The organism is Micromonospora sp. TSRI0369 (assembly GCF_001905625.1).
Classification (GTDB): domain Bacteria; phylum Actinomycetota; class Actinomycetes; order Mycobacteriales; family Micromonosporaceae; genus Micromonospora; species Micromonospora echinospora_A.
In genome coordinates, this window is the sequence record NZ_LIVU01000002.1 from 909,728 (window position 1) to 926,454 (window position 16,727).

Annotated in this window: 17 protein-coding genes; 13 read left to right on the top strand and 4 right to left on the bottom strand. The window is 73.7% G+C overall.

The genetic code is table 11. The features are described from left to right. Position 1 precedes the first annotated feature (1 nt). Genes AMK25_RS09405 through AMK25_RS09415 form a run of 3 tightly spaced genes read left to right on the top strand, consistent with a single transcriptional unit; the run spans position 2 to position 3,593 of the window. Positions 2 to 913: an ABC transporter ATP-binding protein gene (locus AMK25_RS09405; protein ID WP_073827722.1), complete on the top strand. Its 912-nt coding sequence runs from the start codon at positions 2 to 4 to the stop codon at positions 911 to 913. Beyond that, positions 910 to 1,665 carry an ABC transporter permease gene (locus AMK25_RS09410; RefSeq protein ID WP_073827723.1) on the top strand — a complete coding sequence of 252 codons (756 nt, stop codon included), beginning with the start codon at positions 910 to 912 and terminating at the stop codon, positions 1,663 to 1,665. Before AMK25_RS09405 ends, AMK25_RS09410 begins: the two co-directional genes overlap by 4 nt. Further along, complete coding sequence (locus AMK25_RS09415) at positions 1,662 to 3,593, top strand: TOMM precursor leader peptide-binding protein (protein ID WP_073827724.1); 1,932 nt, start codon at positions 1,662 to 1,664, stop codon at positions 3,591 to 3,593. The genes AMK25_RS09410 and AMK25_RS09415 overlap by 4 nt, the downstream gene beginning before the upstream one ends. A gap of 82 nt (positions 3,594 to 3,675) precedes the next feature. On the opposite strand, the gene AMK25_RS09420 is transcribed toward AMK25_RS09415, so the two are convergent. Further along, positions 3,676 to 3,852, bottom strand: coding sequence for a thiazolylpeptide-type bacteriocin (locus AMK25_RS09420; protein ID WP_073827725.1), 177 nt, complete (start codon positions 3,850 to 3,852; stop codon positions 3,676 to 3,678). Between the two features lie 148 nt (positions 3,853 to 4,000). Between AMK25_RS09420 and AMK25_RS09425 the strand changes: the two genes are divergently transcribed. The 9 genes from AMK25_RS09425 (at position 4,001) to argH (ending at position 13,767) form a co-directional block, all read left to right on the top strand. Continuing rightward, positions 4,001 to 5,281: an amidohydrolase gene (locus AMK25_RS09425; protein ID WP_073827726.1), complete on the top strand. Its 1,281-nt coding sequence runs from the start codon at positions 4,001 to 4,003 to the stop codon at positions 5,279 to 5,281. A 90-nt stretch (positions 5,282 to 5,371) separates the two neighbouring features. Next, the gene (argC, locus tag AMK25_RS09430) at positions 5,372 to 6,373 is read left to right on the top strand and encodes an N-acetyl-gamma-glutamyl-phosphate reductase (RefSeq protein ID WP_073827727.1); all 1,002 of its coding nucleotides are present in this window, start codon (positions 5,372 to 5,374) and stop codon (positions 6,371 to 6,373) included. Then, positions 6,370 to 7,542, top strand: a complete 1,173-nt coding sequence (gene argJ / locus AMK25_RS09435) for a bifunctional glutamate N-acetyltransferase/amino-acid acetyltransferase ArgJ (protein WP_073827728.1) — start codon at positions 6,370 to 6,372, stop codon at positions 7,540 to 7,542. The genes argC and argJ overlap by 4 nt, the downstream gene beginning before the upstream one ends. Continuing rightward, a complete protein-coding gene (argB, locus tag AMK25_RS09440) occupies positions 7,539 to 8,426 on the top strand; it encodes an acetylglutamate kinase (RefSeq protein WP_073827729.1) in 888 nt (295 codons plus the stop codon). Before argJ ends, argB begins: the two co-directional genes overlap by 4 nt. Beyond that, complete coding sequence (locus AMK25_RS09445; protein ID WP_073827730.1) at positions 8,423 to 9,655, top strand: acetylornithine transaminase; 1,233 nt, start codon at positions 8,423 to 8,425, stop codon at positions 9,653 to 9,655. The genes argB and AMK25_RS09445 overlap by 4 nt, the downstream gene beginning before the upstream one ends. Next, the gene (gene argF / locus AMK25_RS09450; protein WP_073827731.1) at positions 9,652 to 10,578 is read left to right on the top strand and encodes an ornithine carbamoyltransferase; all 927 of its coding nucleotides are present in this window, start codon (positions 9,652 to 9,654) and stop codon (positions 10,576 to 10,578) included. Before AMK25_RS09445 ends, argF begins: the two co-directional genes overlap by 4 nt. Next, on the top strand, positions 10,575 to 11,087 hold the full coding sequence (locus AMK25_RS09455; protein WP_073827732.1) for an arginine repressor: 513 nt from the start codon (positions 10,575 to 10,577) through the stop codon (positions 11,085 to 11,087). Before argF ends, AMK25_RS09455 begins: the two co-directional genes overlap by 4 nt. Then, the gene (locus AMK25_RS09460; RefSeq protein WP_073827733.1) at positions 11,084 to 12,289 is read left to right on the top strand and encodes an argininosuccinate synthase; all 1,206 of its coding nucleotides are present in this window, start codon (positions 11,084 to 11,086) and stop codon (positions 12,287 to 12,289) included. Before AMK25_RS09455 ends, AMK25_RS09460 begins: the two co-directional genes overlap by 4 nt. A gap of 14 nt (positions 12,290 to 12,303) precedes the next feature. Next, positions 12,304 to 13,767, top strand: coding sequence for an argininosuccinate lyase (argH, locus tag AMK25_RS09465; protein ID WP_073827734.1), 1,464 nt, complete (start codon positions 12,304 to 12,306; stop codon positions 13,765 to 13,767). 253 nt (positions 13,768 to 14,020) lie between these two features. Here argH and AMK25_RS09470 read toward each other — a convergent pair whose 3' ends face one another. The 3 genes from AMK25_RS09470 to AMK25_RS09480 form a co-directional block, all read right to left on the bottom strand. Continuing rightward, entirely contained in the window at positions 14,021 to 14,374 is a 354-nt protein-coding gene (locus AMK25_RS09470) for an MmcQ/YjbR family DNA-binding protein (protein ID WP_073827735.1), read from the bottom strand. 78 nt (positions 14,375 to 14,452) lie between these two features. Next, positions 14,453 to 14,878, bottom strand: coding sequence for a hypothetical protein (locus tag AMK25_RS09475; protein WP_013285554.1), 426 nt, complete (start codon positions 14,876 to 14,878; stop codon positions 14,453 to 14,455). Positions 14,879 to 15,032: 154 nt separating this feature from the next. Next, positions 15,033 to 15,671: a DNA-3-methyladenine glycosylase gene (locus tag AMK25_RS09480; protein ID WP_073827736.1), complete on the bottom strand. Its 639-nt coding sequence runs from the start codon at positions 15,669 to 15,671 to the stop codon at positions 15,033 to 15,035. A 139-nt stretch (positions 15,672 to 15,810) separates the two neighbouring features. On the opposite strand from AMK25_RS09480, the gene AMK25_RS09485 reads away from it, so the two are divergent. Then, positions 15,811 to 16,727 (top strand): CE1758 family FMN-dependent luciferase-like monooxygenase (locus AMK25_RS09485; protein ID WP_241826291.1); only part of this gene is annotated, 917 nt, incomplete at its 3' end.

Here is a 16,727-nt window from a genome sequence, read left to right on the forward strand (position 1 = left end):
CATGCCAGCCACCGACGATCCGGCCATCGTGCTGGACTCCGTGAGCAAGTCGTACGGCGAGGTGAGAGCGGTGGACGACGTCACCGTCTCGATCGGCCGCGGCGAGTTCTTCGGCATGCTCGGGCCCAACGGCGCGGGCAAGACGACACTTATCGAGATGATCGAAGGTCTGCGGACCCCGGACAGCGGCACCGTGCGGGTGCTCGGCATGTCGCCGACGCCGCGCAACCTCGACCTGCTGCCGAAGATCGGCGTGCAGACCCAGCGGTCGGCGTTCTTCACCCGGCTGACCGCCCGGGAGCACCTGGTGACCGTCGCCGCGCTCTACGGCCTGCCCCCCTCCGCCGCGGACCGGGCGCTGAAGCTGGTCGGGCTGACCGACTCGGCCGACATCCGGGTCACGAACGTCTCCGGTGGACAGCGCCAGCGCCTCGCCATCGCCTCGGCGATCGTGCACGACCCCCAGGTGATCTTCCTGGACGAGCCGACCGCCGCCCTGGACCCGCAGGCCCGACGTGATCTCGGGCAGTTGCTGCGGGAGTTGAAGGCGGGCGGCAAGACCATCGTCTACACCACCCATCACCTGGACGAGGCGCAGGCGCTGTGCGACCGGGTCGCCATCCTCGCCGCCGGGCGCGTCCTGGCCCTGGACAGCCCACGGGCGCTGATCGCGCGATCCGGCGTCGGCACCCGTCTCGTCGTACCCGCCGGCCGGCTCAGCGCGGAGCAGGCCGGCCGGATCGACGGCGTCGACGGGATCGACTTCGAGGACGGCGCGGTCGTCCTGCGTACCACCCAGACGGCGCGGGTGCTGGCCGCCCTCGGCGCCGAGGGCGGCCTCGACGAGGTGGAGACCCGCCCGGCCACCCTGGAAGACGTCTACCTGCAACTGATGGGAGCGCCGCAGGCATGAGCGCATACACCGCACTGGCCCGGGCCAGCTACAAGGCGAGCGTCCGGGACGCCACGACGCTGTTCTTCACGTTCGCGTTCCCGCTGGTCTTCCTGGTCATCTTCGGACTGATCTTCCGCAACCAGGAGGTCGCCGAGACCGGCCACGGATACATCGACTTCATCGCGCCGGGTGTGCTGTCGTGGGGCCTGGCCAGCGCCGCGCTGTTCGGCGTGTCGTTCACGCTGATGCAGTGGCGCAACGACGACCTGCTGCGCATCATCCGGCTGTCGCCGACGAGCATCTGGTCCGTGGTCGGCTCCCGCTACGCGGTCGCGCTCGCCATCGGCGTCGCGCAGAGCCTGCTCTTCGTCGGCGTGGCCATGCTGCCCTTCCTGGGCATGCGTCCGGACGGGAAGTGGCCGCTGGCCCTGCCGATGATGCTGCTGGCGGTGACCACGTTCCTGGCGCTGGGCCTGATCGTCGGCTCGCGCGCGGACACCGCCGAGGCGGTGGCCGCGATCGCCAACTGCATCGTGGTGCCGATGGCCTTCCTGTCGGGGTCGTTCTATCCCTTGGAGCTGATGCCCGGGTGGTTGCAGGGCATCTCCCGGGCGCTGCCGCTGCGCTACGTCAACGACGGCATGGCGTACGCCTTCACCGGGTTCGGCTCCATGACCGACTATCTGGTGGCGTGCGGCGCGCTGGTCGGCTTCGCTGTCGTGTTCGCGATCATCGGCGTGCGTACCTTCCGGTGGAGCCACAGCTCGTGACCGCACCCGCGGCGTCGGCGCCCCCGGTCCCGCTGTCCGCCGCCGCGGCCCGGCTCGACGCGCACCTGCGCCGGCGATGGACGGCGCGGCCGGCGGGCCCGGCGCCCCGGGTGGTCACACTGGGCGCCGGCGACGCGCTGGCCGGGGCGGCGCCGCACCGGCGGCACGCCACTGTGCACCTGAGCGCGGACGCGGTGCTGGTCGGCCCGGTCGCCGGCGCCCAGCCCGGGGCCGCCTGCGGGCACTGCCTGGCCATCCGGTGGCAGCGGCTGCGCGGCCGCAGCGAACGCGACGCGCTGGAGACCGGTGGCGTTCCGACAGCTGTCGGGCCGTGGCCCAGGCTCACCGCCTACCAGCTCGACGCGGTGTGGGACCTGTACCGCGCGGTGCACGCCACGCCGGCCCGGCCCGCGCCGCCGACGTGGGACGACCCGGACCGGCGGCTGGCCCGGGTCAGCCGGCTGGAGCTGAACACGCTGCGGGTACGCACCCACCCGGTGCTGGCGGAGCCGCGCTGCCCGACGTGCTCGACGGCGCGTCCCGACTCGCCGGCCGAGGTGCCGGAGCTCGACGGGCCGGCGCCGAAACCGGCCGCCGACGCCTACCGGCTGCGCGCCCCCGGGGACTACCCGCTGCCCCGCGCCGCCCTGGTCAACCCGGTCTGCGGGGCGCTCGGCGCGGGCACCCAGCTCACCATCACCTCACCCACCACCGCCCCGGTCACCGGCAGCGTCTTCATCCGGGGCTACGGCGGGCTGCTCGACGTCTCCTTCAGCGGCCAGTCCACCGGCTACGACGCCAGCCACGCGCTGGCGTACCTGGAGGGGCTGGAGCGGCACGCGGGCACCCACCGGCGGCGCAACCTCATCCCCGTCGTCGCCGCGTACGCGGACGTCGCCGAGCACGCCCTGCACCCGGACGAGTGCGGCAGCTATCCGGACGAGGTGTACGACCACGACCCGATCCTGCGCCGCTTCGACCCGGACCGGCCGATCCCCTGGGTGTGGGGCCGGGACCTGCGCACCGGCCGGCCGGTGCTGGTGCCCCGGCGGCTCTGCTTCTACAGCTCCCCGGCGGCCGGGGACACGTTCGTGCTCTCGTCCTCCAGCGGCTGCGCCACCGGCAGCTGCCTGGCCGAGGCGGCCCTGTTCGGGTTGCTGGAGCTGATCGAGCGGGACGCCTTCCTGCTCGGCTGGTACGGCAACCTGACGCTGCCGAGGATCGACCTGGCGAGCTGTTCGCCGGCGGTACGGGCGATGGCCGACCGTGCCGAGTTGCAGGGTTACGCGCTGCACGCCTTCGACAACCGGATCGACCTGGACGTGCCGGTGGTGACCAGCCTGGCGGTCCGCCACGACGGTGGGCCCGGACTGCTCTCCTTCGCGGCAGCCGCGCACGTCGACCCGGAGCAGGCGGTGGCCGGCGCGGTCGCCGAGGCGCTCACCTACATTCCGCACCAGCCGGCCACGGTGCGCCGGCGACGGGGCGAGCTGGAGCGGATGGCCGACGACTACGGCCTGGTCCGCCGGCTGCCGGACCACTCCGCCCTGTTCGGCCTGCCCCGGATGGCCCGGCACGCCGCGACGTACCTGCGCGACGCGGCGGCGCGGGACGTCGCGAGCGTCTTCGCCGGTCACCGGGAGGCCGGCGCCCGGGACCTCCTCGACGACCTGGGCCGGGTCCTGGACACCCTGCACCGGCGCGGTCACCGGGCGATCCTGGTCGACCAGACGAGCCCGGAGCAGGAGGCGGCCGGGCTGCGGTCGGTGTGCGTGGTGGTGCCCGGCCTGCTGCCGATCGACTTCGGCTGGCTGCGACAGCGGGCGCTGCACCTGCCGCGCCTGCGCACCGCCCCGTACGCGGCGGGGCTGGCCGGGGCGGTGCTCACCGACGACGACCTGCGCCGCGTTCCCCACCCGTTCCCCTGAGCCGACCGCCGCGCCGGCGGCCGGACACGCGCACGTAGGGCCGCCCCGCTGCCGGGGCGGCCCTACGTCGTGACCGGTCCGCTCAGGCGCTGCAGCTGGTGGTCGAGGTGGTGCTGCTGCAGGTCGAGGTGGTGCCCGACGAGGAGCAGGAGGCCAGGATCGCCTCGGAGGCGTCGGCGTAGTCGGAGATCGCGAAGGTCTCGGACTCCAGCTCGAGGATTTCCTCGGCGAGGGCGTTGAGGTCGGTTTCGGGCGCCATGATGACTCCAAGGGGTTTGGGTCCGGCCGGTTCCTCCGGCCTGGGACAAGCAGACCGCACGGCGCTCACCGATCGCCGTCGTCCGGACCCCCGATCGCTGTCACCGGCGGTGAGCGGTGTGACAGCGGTTTGCGGTTGGCTCAGCGGCATGGTGTCACCCGGCCCGCTCGCTACCGCCCGCGCTCCGGGCCCGGCCCTCGACGCGGGTGTCCTGGCCCGGGCCGGCTCGCTCTACCGCGACCTGCACGCCCACCCGGAGCTGTCGGGGCGGGAGGAGCGCACCGCGGCCCGGTTCGCGGCCGCGCTGCGCGAGGCCGGCTGCGCGGTCACCACCGGCATCGGCGGGCACGGCGTCGTCGGTGTCCTGGCCAACGGCGTCGGTCCGGCGGTGATGCTCCGCGCCGAACTCGACGCGCTGCCGGTCGCGGAGCGGACCGGGTTGCCGTACGCGAGCACGGCCGGCGCCCTCGACGGCGAGGGGCGCCGGGTGCCGGTGATGCACGCCTGCGGGCACGATCTGCACCTGGCCGCGGCGGTGGGCGCCGCGGCTCACCTGGACCGCTTCCGGGACCGCTGGCGGGGGACGCTGCTCGTGCTCGGGCAGCCGGCCGAGGAGACGCTGACCGGCGCGGCGGCGCTGATCGCGGACGGGCTGTACGAGCGGTTCGGCCGGCCGGACCTCCTGCTGGCGCAGCACGCGGCGCCGCTGCCCGCGGGCATGGTCGCGCACGGGTCCGGTCCGATGACGGCGGGCTGCCTCACCCTGGAGGTGACAGTGACCGGCCGCGGTGGGCACGCCGCCACCCCGCACCTGTGTGTCGACCCGGTGGTGCTCGCCGCCACGGTCGTCGTCCAGTTGCAGACCGTCGTGTCCCGGCAGGTCGGGCCGGCCGAGCAGGTGACCCTGACGGTGGGTTCGCTGCGGGCGGGCCACCATCCGGGGGTGATCCCGGAGGAGGCCACGCTGGGCGTCACGATCCGGGCGTTGTCCGACCGGGTGCTGGACGACGTGCGGGACCGGGTGGTCCGGACGGTGCGGGGCTGTTGCGAGGCCGCGGGGAGCCCGGTGGAGCCGGTGCTGCGGGTGGTGTCGCGGACCCCGGCCTACCGGGGCGATCCGGAGGTGGCCGCGCGGTTGCGCGCGGCCCACGAGCGGACGTTCGGCGCCGACCGGGTGGCCTGGTGGCCGTCGTCGCTGGCGGCCGAGGACTTCCCGCTGCTGGCCGACGGGATCCCCAGCGGGTACTGGATGCTCGGTGTCGTCGGCCCGCGCCAGTGGCGGGCGGCGCCCGGTGGCAGCGCCGCCGAGAAGCTCGCCGCCCTGCCGGGCAACCACAGCCCGTCCTTCGCGCCGTACGCGGGGCTGGCGCTGCCGGCCGGTGTCGAGGCGCTCGCGTCCGGCGCGCTCACCGCACTGGCGCCGGAGTGACCGGCCGAAGCATCATGCAACGGACCGTATGAACTTGCATCCGGTCCGCGCTCGCTGGTAATCTCTCCGCATATTCATGCGGAGGTTAGTATGGGCATTCGAACAGCGGTGGCCGGGGCGAGCGGGTACGCCGGAGGCGAACTGCTGCGCCTGCTCGCCGGCCACCCCGAGTTCGAGCTGATCACCGCCACCGCGCACACCCAGGCCGGTCAACCGGTCACCGCCGTACACCCGCAGCTCGCCGGCCTGGACCTGGTGTTCGCCGCGACCGACCCGGCGACCTTCGCCGACGCGGACCTGGTCTTCCTGGCCCTGCCGCACGGGCAGTCCGCGGCGCTCGCCGCGGCGTTGCCTGACACGGTCAAGGTGGTCGACCTGGGCGCGGACCACCGGCTGCGCGACGCCGACGCCTGGTCCCGCTACTACGGCGGCGAGCACGCCGGCGCCTGGACCTACGGGCTGCCCGAGCTGCCCGGCCGGCGGGCCGGGATCGCCGCCGCGACGCGGGTGGCCAGCACCGGCTGCTACGCGGTGGCGACCACGCTGGCGCTGGCGCCGCTGATCGCGGCGGGCGCGGTACGCCCCGACGACGTGGTGGTGGTCGCCGCCTCCGGCACCTCCGGCGCGGGCCGGGCCGCCAGGACCCACCTGCTCGGCAGCGAGGTGATGGGTGACCTGTCGCCCTACAAGGTGGGCGCGCACCAGCACGTGCCGGAGATCAAGCAGGCCACCGGCGCGACCGGCCTGTCCTTCACACCGGTGCTCGCGCCGATGCCCCGGGGCATCCTGGCCACAGTCACCGCCGTGCCGACCGGCGACGCCGACCCCCGCGCGGTGCTGGCCGCCGCGTACGCCGACGAGCCGTTCGTGCACGTGCTGCCCGAGGGGGCGTGGCCGCACACCGCCGCCACCGCCGGATCGAACTCCTGTCACCTGCAGGCGACCGTGGACGTCGACTCGGGGCGGGTGATCGTGGTCAGCGCGATCGACAACCTGGGCAAGGGCGCGGCCGGCCAGGCCGTGCAGAACGCCAACCTGATGGTGGGTCTCCCCGAGACCACCGGTCTGTCCGTGTTTGGAGTGGCCCCATGAGCGTCACCGTCCCTCGTGGCTTCCGCGCCGCAGGCGTTGCCGCCGGACTGAAGTCCTCCGGCGCCGCCGACGTCGCCCTCGTGCTCAACGACGGCCCGGACGCCGGTGTCGCCGGTGTCTTCACCGCCAACCGGGTCAAGGCCGCGCCGGTGCTGTGGAGCCAGCAGGTCGTGCACGGCGGCGTCGTGCGCGCCGTGGTGCTCAACTCCGGCGGCGCGAACGCCTGCACCGGCCCGGCCGGTTTCCAGGACACCCACGCCACCGCCGAGCACACCGCCGCCGCGCTCACCGCGGCGAGCGCCCGGCTCATCGTCGGCGCCGGCGAGGTCGCTGTGTGCTCGACCGGCCTGATCGGCGAGCGGCTGCCGATGGACAAGCTGCTTCCCGGCGTACGCGAGGCGGTGCGCGGCCTGTCCCGCGACGGCGGCCCGGCGGCCGCCGAGGCCATCATGACCACCGACACCCGGCCCAAGACGACTGTGGCGCAGGGTACGGGCTGGACCGTCGGCGGCATGGCCAAGGGCGCGGGCATGCTCGCCCCGGCCATGGCCACCATGCTCTGCGTGCTCACCACCGACGCGGTGGCCGGGCCGGACGCCCTGGACGCCGCGCTGCGCGCCGCGACCCGGATCACGTTCGACCGGATCGACTCCGACGGCTGCATGTCCACGAACGACACCGTGCTGCTGCTGGCCAGCGGTGCGTCCGGCATCGAGCCGACCGCCGAGGAGCTGACCGCCGCGGTCACCGCCGCCTGCCACGACCTGGCCCAGCAGCTCCTGGCCGACGCGGAGGGCGCGACCAAGGAGGTCGCGATCGAGGTGGTCGGCGCGGCCAGCGAGGACGACGCGGTAGAGGTGGGCCGCGTGGTGGCCCGCAACAACCTGGTCAAGACCGCGCTGTTCGGCAACGACCCGAACTGGGGTCGCATCCTTGCCGCCGTGGGCACCACCGCCGCCGTGTTCGAGCCGGACGGCGTCGACGTCGCGGTGAACGGCGTCTGGGTGTGCCGGGGCGGGGCCGCCGCCGAGGACCGCGCCAAGGTGGACCTCACCGGCCGCGGCGTCACCGTCCGGATCGACCTGCACGCCGGCGCCGACGCCGCGACCATCTGGACCAACGACCTGTCCCACGCGTACGTACACGAGAATTCGGCCTACTCCACATGAACCTCTCCGCTGACCTCACCCGGGCCCAGACCAAGGCCGCCACGCTGATCGAGGCGCTGCCCTGGCTGGCCCGTTTCTCCGGCGCGACGGTCGTGGTCAAGTACGGCGGCAACGCGATGGTCGAACCGGAACTGCAGCGGGCGTTCGCCGCCGACATGGTGTTCCTGCGCTACGCCGGCCTGAAGCCGGTAGTGGTGCACGGCGGCGGCCCGCAGATCTCGGCGATGCTCGGCCGGCTCGGCATCACCAGCGAGTTCCGGGGCGGCCTGCGGGTCACCACGCCGGAGGCGATGGACGTGGTCCGGATGGTCCTGGTCGGCCAGGTCGGCCGGGAACTGGTCGGGCTGATCAACGCGCACGGACCGTTCGCTGTCGGCCTCTCCGGCGAGGACGGCGGCCTGTTCACGGCGGTGCGCCGCCCCGCGTACGTGGACGGGGAAGCCGTCGACGTGGGCCAGGTGGGTGACGTGGAGTCGGTGAACGTCTCGGCGGTCACTGACCTGATCGCCGCCGGCCGGATCCCGGTCATCTCGACAGTCGCGCCGGACGCCGACGGGGTGCTGCACAACCTCAACGCGGACACTGCCGCCGCCGCGCTCGCGGTGGCGCTGGACGCCCGCAAGCTGGTCGTGCTGACCGACGTGCCGGGCCTGTACGCCGACTGGCCGGACACGTCCAGCCTGATCAGCGAGATCACCGCGGACGACCTGGCGAAGCTGCTGCCGTCCCTGGAGTCGGGCATGGTCCCGAAGATGGAGGCCTGCCTGCGGGCGGTGCGCGGGGGAGTGCCGGCCGCGCACGTCGTCGACGGCCGGGTCGCCCACTCCACGCTGCTGGAAGTGTTCACGTCGGAGGGCTTCGGAACCATGGTGATCGACTCATGAGCACGCTGGTGCAGCGGTGGCACGCCACCATGATGGACAACTACGGCACGCCGCCGCTGGCGCTCGTCTCCGGCTCCGGCGCCGTCGTGACCGACGAGACCGGCCGGGAGTACGTCGACCTGCTCGGCGGCATCGCCGTCAACGCGCTCGGCCACGCCCACCCGGCAGTGGTGGCCGCCGTCAGCAAGCAGGTCGCGACGCTCGGGCACGTGTCCAACCTGTTCGTCGCCGAGCCGCCGGTGGCGCTGGCCGAGCTGCTGCTGGCGCTGGCCGGCCGGCCCGGCCGGGTGTTCTTCGCCAACTCCGGCGCGGAGGCCAACGAGGCCGCGTTCAAGCTGTCCCGGCTCACCGGCCGCCGGCACGTGGTCGCCACCCGGGGCGGCTTCCACGGCCGGACCATGGGCGCGCTCGCGCTGACCGGGCAGCCGGCGAAGGCCGACCCGTTCCGTCCGCTGCCCGGCGACGTGACCCACGTGCCGTTCGGCGACGCGGACGCGCTGGCCGAGGCGGTCACCGACGACACCGCCATGCTGATCATCGAGCCGATCCAGGGCGAGAACGGCGTGGTCGTCCCGCCGCCCGGCTACCTGGCCGCGGCCCGGCGGATCACCGCCGCGCACGGCGCGCTGCTGGTGCTGGACGAGGTGCAGACCGGCGTCGGGCGCACCGGGCACTGGTACGCCCACCAGGCCGAGGGCGTCGAGCCGGACGTGATCACGCTCGCCAAGGGCCTCGGCGGCGGGCTGCCGCTGGGCGCCTGCCTGGCCTTCGGCCGGGCCGCCGACCTGCTCACCCCCGGCTCGCACGGCACCACGTTCGGCGGCAACCCGATCAGCTGCGCCGCCGCGCTCGCCGTCGTCTCCACGATCGCGCACGAGGGCCTGCTCGACCACGTCAAGCGCGTCGGCGAGCGGCTGCGGCGCGGCGTCGAGGCGCTCGGTCACCCGCTGGTACGCGAGGTGCGCGGCGCCGGCCTGCTGCTCGGCATCGTGCTCGACCAGCCGGTCTCCGCCCCGGTCACGGCCGCGCTGCGCGAGGCGGGCTTCCTGGTGAACCCGGTGCAGCCGGACGTGGTCCGGCTCGCCCCGCCGCTGATCCTCACCGTGGCGCAGGCCGACGCCTTCGTCGCCGCCCTGCCCGCCGCGCTGTCCGCCGCCGCGCCCGCCGACGCCACCCCTGCCGACGCTGCCGCGCCCGCCGCCACCACTCCGACGGAGGCTCCCGCATGATCCGCCACTTCCTGCGTGACGACGACCTGACGCCCGCCGAGCAGGCCGCCGTGCTCGACCTCGCCGCCCGGATGAAGACCGACCGGTACGGCCACCAGCCGCTGGCCGGGCCGAAGTCGGTGGCGGTGCTGTTCGACAAGCAGAGCCTGCGGACCCGGATCTCGTTCGACGTCGGCATCGCCGAGCTGGGCGGGCACCCGCTGGTGGTGGACACACAGGTCACCCACTTCGGGCGGGGCGAGACGCTCGCCGACGCCGGCCGGGTGCTGTCCCGCTACGTCGCCGCGATCGTGCTGCGTACCCACGGCGACGACCGGATCGCCGAGGTCGCCGCGCACGCCACGGTGCCGGTCGTAAACGCGCTCACCGACACGTACCACCCCTGCCAGCTGCTGGCCGACCTGCTCACCGTCCGCGAGCGCTTCGGCGGCACCGCCGGGCGGACCCTCGCGTACGTGGGCGACGCGGCGAACAACATGGCCCACTCGTACCTGCTGGCCGGCACGACCGCCGGGATGCACGTGCGGACCGCCGGCCCGGCCGGGTTCCAGCCGGACCCGGAGATCGTGGCCCGCGCGGAGAAGATCGCCGCCACCACCGGCGGCTCGGTGCGGGTGCTCACCGACCCGGCCGAGGCGGTACGCGGCGCGCACGTCATCGCCACCGACACCTGGACGTCGATGGGGCAGGAGTCCGACGGGCTGGACCGGATCACGCCGTTCCTGCCGTACCAGGTCAACGCCGAGCTGCTCGGCCACGCCGACACCGACGTGATCGTGCTGCACTGCCTGCCCGCCCACCGGGGCGAGGAGATCACCGACGAGGCGCTCGACGGCCCGCACAGCGCGGTGTTCGACCAGGCGGAGAATCGGCTGCACGCCCAGAAGGCGCTGCTGACGTTTCTCCTGGAGGAATCCGCATGACCGCTCCGCTGACCCGCGCCGCGCGGCACGCCCGCATCGTCGAGCTGATCCGCGACACCCCGATCCACTCGCAGACCGAGCTGGCCGACCTGCTCTCCGGGGACGGCATCCAGGTCACCCAGGCCACGCTGTCGCGGGACCTGAAGGAACTGGGGGCGGTGACCGCGCGCGGCGGTGACGGGCGGGGCGTCTACCTGATCCCGGAGGACGGGCACCGGCCGCTGCGCGACGCCGAGGGCGCGCCGGCCCGGCTGGTCCGGCTGCTGCGCGAGCTGCTCAACGGCGTCGACTCCAGCGGCAACATCGCGGTGCTGCGCACCCCGCCGGGCGCGGCCCAGTACCTCGCCAGCGCGCTGGACCGCGCCGGCCTGACCGAGATCGTCGGCACCATCGCCGGCGACGACACCATCCTCGTCGTGGCCCGCGAGGCCGACGGCGGGGCGGCGCTGGGCGAGCGGCTCGCCGCCTGGGCCCGCCGGGACGACAACGCAGAAGGGAGCACCACGTGACCGAGCGGGTCGTGCTGGCGTACTCCGGGGGCCTGGACACCTCGGTCGCCATTCCGTACCTGGCCGAGCAGACCGGCGCGGAGGTGATCGCGGTGGCTGTCGATGTCGGCCAGGGCGGCGAGGACATGGCCGTGATCCGGCAGCGTGCGCTCGACTGCGGCGCGGTCGAGTCCGAGGTGGTCGACGCGCGCGACGAGTTCGCCGCCGACTACTGCCTGCCGGCCATCCGGGCCAACGCCCTCTACATGGACCGCTACCCGCTGGTCTCCGCGCTGTCCCGGCCGCTGATCGTCAAGCACCTGGTGGCTGCGGCCCGCGCCCACGGCGGCACGATCGTGTCGCACGGCTGCACCGGCAAGGGCAACGACCAGGTCCGATTCGAGGTCGGCCTGGGCGCGCTCGCGCCCGACCTGAAGGTGATCGCCCCGGCCCGGGACTTCGCCTGGACCCGGGACAAGGCGATCGCCTTCGCCGAGGAGAAAGGGCTGCCGATCGACGTGTCGGCGAAGTCGCCGTACTCGATCGACCAGAACCTGTGGGGCCGCGCGGTGGAGACCGGGTTCCTGGAGGACATCTGGAACGCCCCGGTCGAGGACCTCTACGCGTACACCGTCGACCCGGCGTCGGAGCGCGACCCGGACGACGTGGTGATCACGTTCGACGCCGGCGTCCCGGTCGCGATCGACGGCGAGACGGTCACCCCGTACGAGGCGATCCGGGAACTGAACCGGCGCGCCGGGGCGCACGGCGTGGGCCGGCTCGACATGGTCGAGGACCGGCTGGTCGGCATCAAGAGCCGCGAGGTGTACGAGGCGCCCGGCGCGGTCGCCCTGATCACCGCCCACCAGGAGCTGGAGGCGGTCACAGTCGAGCGGGACCTGGCCCGGTTCAAGCGCGGCGTCGACCAGCGCTGGGGTGAGCTGGTCTACGACGGGCTCTGGTTCTCACCGCTGAAGCGGTCGCTGGACGCGTTCATCGACGATGCCCAGCGCCACGTCTGCGGCGAGGTGCGGCTGCGGCTGCACGGCGGCCGGGCCGTGGTGACCGGCCGGCGCTCGGAGGCGAGCCTCTACGACTTCGGCCTGGCCACGTACGACACCGGTGACACGTTCGACCAGTCGCTGGCGAAGGGTTTCGTGCAGTTGTGGGGTCTGCCCAGCCGGATGGCCGCGGCGCGGGACGCCCGGATGGGAGGAGCCTGATGGGGGGCACCACAATGGGTGGGGTGGACGACAAGAGCCTGACTGAGAACAGCGCCCCCGCCAACCGGACGAGCCTCTGGGGCGGCCGGTTCGCCGGCGGCCCCGCGGAGGCGCTCGCGCGGCTGTCGGTGAGCGTCCAGTTCGACTGGCGCCTCGCCCCGTACGACATCGCCGGTTCCCGCGCGCACGCCCGGGTCCTCGCCGGCGCCGGCCTGCTCGACCCGGACGAACTGGGCCGGATGCTGGCCGCGCTGGACGACCTGGAGGCCGCGTGCGCCTCCGGCGCGTTCCGCCCGACCGTGGACGACGAGGACGTGCACACCGCGCTGGAGCGCGGCCTGCTGGAGCGCCTCGGCAGCCTCGGCGGCAAGCTGCGCGCCGGCCGCTCCCGCAACGACCAGGTCGCCACCGACCTGCGGCTCTACCTGCGCGACCACGCCCGCGGCGTGGCGGCCCGGCTGGTCGAGCTGGCCGATGCGCTGGTGGAGCAGGCGGAGCGGCACGTGGACACCGCCGCGCCGGGCATGACGCACCTGCAGCACGCCCAGCCGGTGACGTTCGGGCACTGGCTGCTGGCCCACGTGCAGCCGCTGCTGCGCGACCTGGAACGGATGCGCGACTGGGACGAGCGGACCGCGATCAGCCCGCTCGGCGCGGGCGCGCTGGCCGGCTCGGGCCTGCCGCTGGACCCGGTGGCGGTCGCCAAGGAGCTGGGATTCCGCACCTCGTTCGCCAACTCGATGGACGCGGTCGCGGACCGCGACTTCGTCGCCGAGTTCCTGTTCGTCACCGCCATGATCGGCGTGCACCTGTCCCGCCTCGGCGAGGAGGTGGTGCTCTGGACGTCGCAGGAGTTCGGCTGGGTCGAGCTGGACGACGCCTTCGCCACCGGCTCGTCGATCATGCCGCAGAAGAAGAACGCGGACATCGCCGAGCTGGCCCGGGGCAAGTCCGGCCGCCTGGTCGGCGGCCTGATGAGCGTGCTCACCATGCTCAAGGGCCTGCCCATGACGTACGACCGGGACATGCAGGAGGACAAGGAGCCGGCGTTCGACGCGGTCGACACGCTGGAGCTGCTGCTGCCCGCGCTGGCCGGGATGATCTCCACGATGACCGTCCGGGTGGACCGGCTGGTCGCCAGCGCCCCGTCGGGCTTCTCGCTGGCCACCGAGGTCGCCGACTGGCTGGTCCGGCGCAACGTGCCGTTCCGCGACGCGCACGAGATCACCGGCAAACTGGTGGCGCTCTGCGCGGTCCGTGACTGCGCGCTGGACGAGGTGTCCGACGACGACCTGGCCGCGGTGAGCGAGCACCTGGACCCGTCGGTGCGCGACGTGCTGTCGGTGCGTTCGGCGCTGGCCGCGCGCATCACTCCCGGCTCCACCGGCCCGGGACCGGTCGCCGACCAGCTCGCCGCCGCGGCGGACAAGCTCACCGGCTGGCGGGAGTGGGCCGCCGAGCGGGTCGTCCCCCGCTGAGCTTCACAGCTGGCCCGGGGCGGGCGTTCGCCCGCCCCGGACCCGCGCCGAGATCTTGGTACGAAATGGCCCCTATAGGGGCGCTAAATTTCCAAGATCTGTAAGAGTCCTGCTTTGTGGAACGTGGATCCCGCTTGCCGGACGTTGGGCTGCGGTCTCGGACTTCGGACTCCGTCGCTCGGGGCGGCCCCCGCCATTGCTCGGATTTGCCGCACGATCGGCGGCGCCAGTCGGTCTGCGCGAGTTCGCTCGGTCAGCCTGTGGGGCGCTCGCGTTTCGGCAGCTTCGCCACCACCGCGTCGTACGACCCGTCGACCGCCTCGATCAGCTCGTCGTCGGGGATGCCGCCCGCGAGCCGCAGCGTGTTCCAGCCGGACCGGCCGATGTAGGGGGAGGGGCGCGCGTCGGCCGGGAACCGGTGCAGCCACTCGTCGGCCACCTCCCGGGACGCCCCGCACTTCACCCCGACCCGCGCCTCACCCTCGGGCGAGCCGAGGAACGCGAAGATCCGGCTGCCCACCTTCACCACCTCGTCGCCCTCCCACGGCCGGTCCAGCCAGGCTCCCGGCTTGGCCAGGCAGTAGGCGAGCATCTCCTCGCGCGTCATCGCGTCCTCCCGTGCCGTCGTCCGGCACAGTCTGGCCCGCCGCTGTGACAATCCGCGGGCCCGGCGCCGATGCGCCGGTCAGTCGCCGGTGCCGGTGCGGACGGTGAGCCGCTCGTAGCGCTGCCGGGCCGCCTGGGCGCTGCCCAGCCCCAGCCCGAAGGCGATCGCCTGCCAGGTCATGCCCCGCCCGCGGGCCACCTGCAGCAGCCCGGCCTCCAGCGCGTCCACCTCGGCCCGCACGTGCGGGATGAGCGTCAGCGCGGCCATCAGGTCGGCCTGGTCGACAGGCTCCTCGCCCTCGTCCAGCTCGGCGCCTCCGGCGAGCGCCATCACCAGCGTGGCCGCCTCGTAGGCGTCGGGCACGTCGGGGTGGGCGTAGCGCCGGCGGCGGGAGTTCGTGCCGGCGTGCCGCTCGGCGATCCGCAGCAGCGCCGCGTAGTTGCGGTGCGCCCGGGCCTGGGCAGCATCCGGAGCGGTGAACGGGTCGTTGTCCACGGTGACCATGACGTCCATCCCACACCCAAGAATGGCTTGTTGTCAACACCCTGTTGAAAGTCATTCGTGCAAGACGCCGTGCCGTCAGGACGTGGGGAGAAGGCGGCGCGTCATGCACCACAGACGCGCCGCAGGGTGTTCCGGGTTGCCCGGAACGGCCGCTTCAGGCCGGTGAGTTCCGTACCGAGGCGGCCAGCGCGGGCCGGCGGCGCGGGGTGTGCCGCCGGTAGACGCTCACGCTCGGCTCGTCGGCCAGCCAGAACCGCCACGGCAGGTCGTGCGCGGCGGCGACCCCGACGCGCGGCCCGGCGACGATGCGCGCGGGGTCGACCGGGCTCGCGGGCGGCGTCAGCAGCAGCGGGCCGCTGCCGTCGACCGCCGAGGTGCCGTTGGCCTCCCGCCCGAGTCCGAGCGCGGTGACCAGCCGGGCCGGCCCGCGCGCCAGGTCCCGGTCGGCGGCGCGTGGCCGGCGCTCGCGGGCGCTCTCGACGCCGTCGACCACCTCGCCCGCGCGCAGCAGCACCGCCGCCGCCTCGCCGTCCCGCCCGCAGACGATGTTCGCGCACCAGTGCATGCCGAACACGAAGTACACGTACACGTGCCCGGCGGGCCCGAACATGACCTGATTGCGCGGCGTGGGGCCGCGGTGGGCGTGCGACGCCGGGTCCTCGCCGGTGCCCGCGTACGCTTCGACCTCGGTGAGGCGGACGGCGACGCCGTTTGCCGACACGGTCCAGCCGAGCAGCGTCCGGGCGGTGTCCGCGATCTGCGCGGCGGGCGCCTGGAGCCAGGGGTACGTCATCGCGGCAAGGGTAGTCGGTGGGTGGCGCGTGATCCGGGCCACGCCGGGGCGGGCGACCACCGGAATAGTTGACTCGTCAAATATGTTGTGAGGAGCGATCCCGGGCCGACCGGTCCGGACCCCACGCGAGGAGCTGGTCATGCAGTTCGGAGTCTTCACCGTCGGTGACGTCACCCTCGACCCGACAAACGGGCGACTGCCGTCCGAGCATGAGCGGATCAAGGCCATGACCGCCATCGCGCTCAAGGCCGAGGAGGTCGGCCTGGACGTCTTCGCGACCGGCGAGCACCACAACCCGCCGTTCGTGCCGTCGTCGCCGACCACCATGCTCGGCTGGATCGCCGCGCGCACCGAACGGCTGCTGCTGTCGACCTCGACCACGCTGATCACCACCAACGACCCGGTGAAGATCGCCGAGGACTACGCGATGCTCCAGCACCTGGCCGACGGCCGGGTGGACCTGATGATGGGGCGCGGCAACACCGGGCCCGTCTACCCGTGGTTCGGCCAGGACATCCGCAACGGCATCCCGCTGGCCATCGAGAATTACGACCTGCTGCGCCGGCTCTGGCGCGAGGACGTCGTCGACTGGAAGGGCCGCTTCCGTACGCCGTTGCAGGCGTTCACGTCGACCCCGCGCCCGCTCGACGGCGTGCCGCCGTTCGTCTGGCACGGCTCGATCCGCAGCCCGGAGATCGCCGAACAGGCCGCGTACTACGGCGACGGCTTCTTCGCCAACCACATCTTCTGGCCCAAGGAGCACACCCAGCGGATGGTCGGCCTCTACCGGGAGCGTTTCGCGCACTACGGCCACGGCTCACCCGACCAGGCCATCGTCGGCCTCGGCGGGCAGGTCTTCATGCGCCGCAACTCCCAGGACGCGGTACGCGAGTTCCGCCCCTACTTCGACAACGCCCCGGTCTACGGGCACGGCCCGTCGCTGGAGGAGTTCACCCGCGAGACGCCGCTGACGGTGGGCAGCCCGCAGCAGGTCATCGACCGCACGCTGAGCTTCCGCGACTACGTCGGCGACTACCAGCGGCAGCTCTTCCTGAT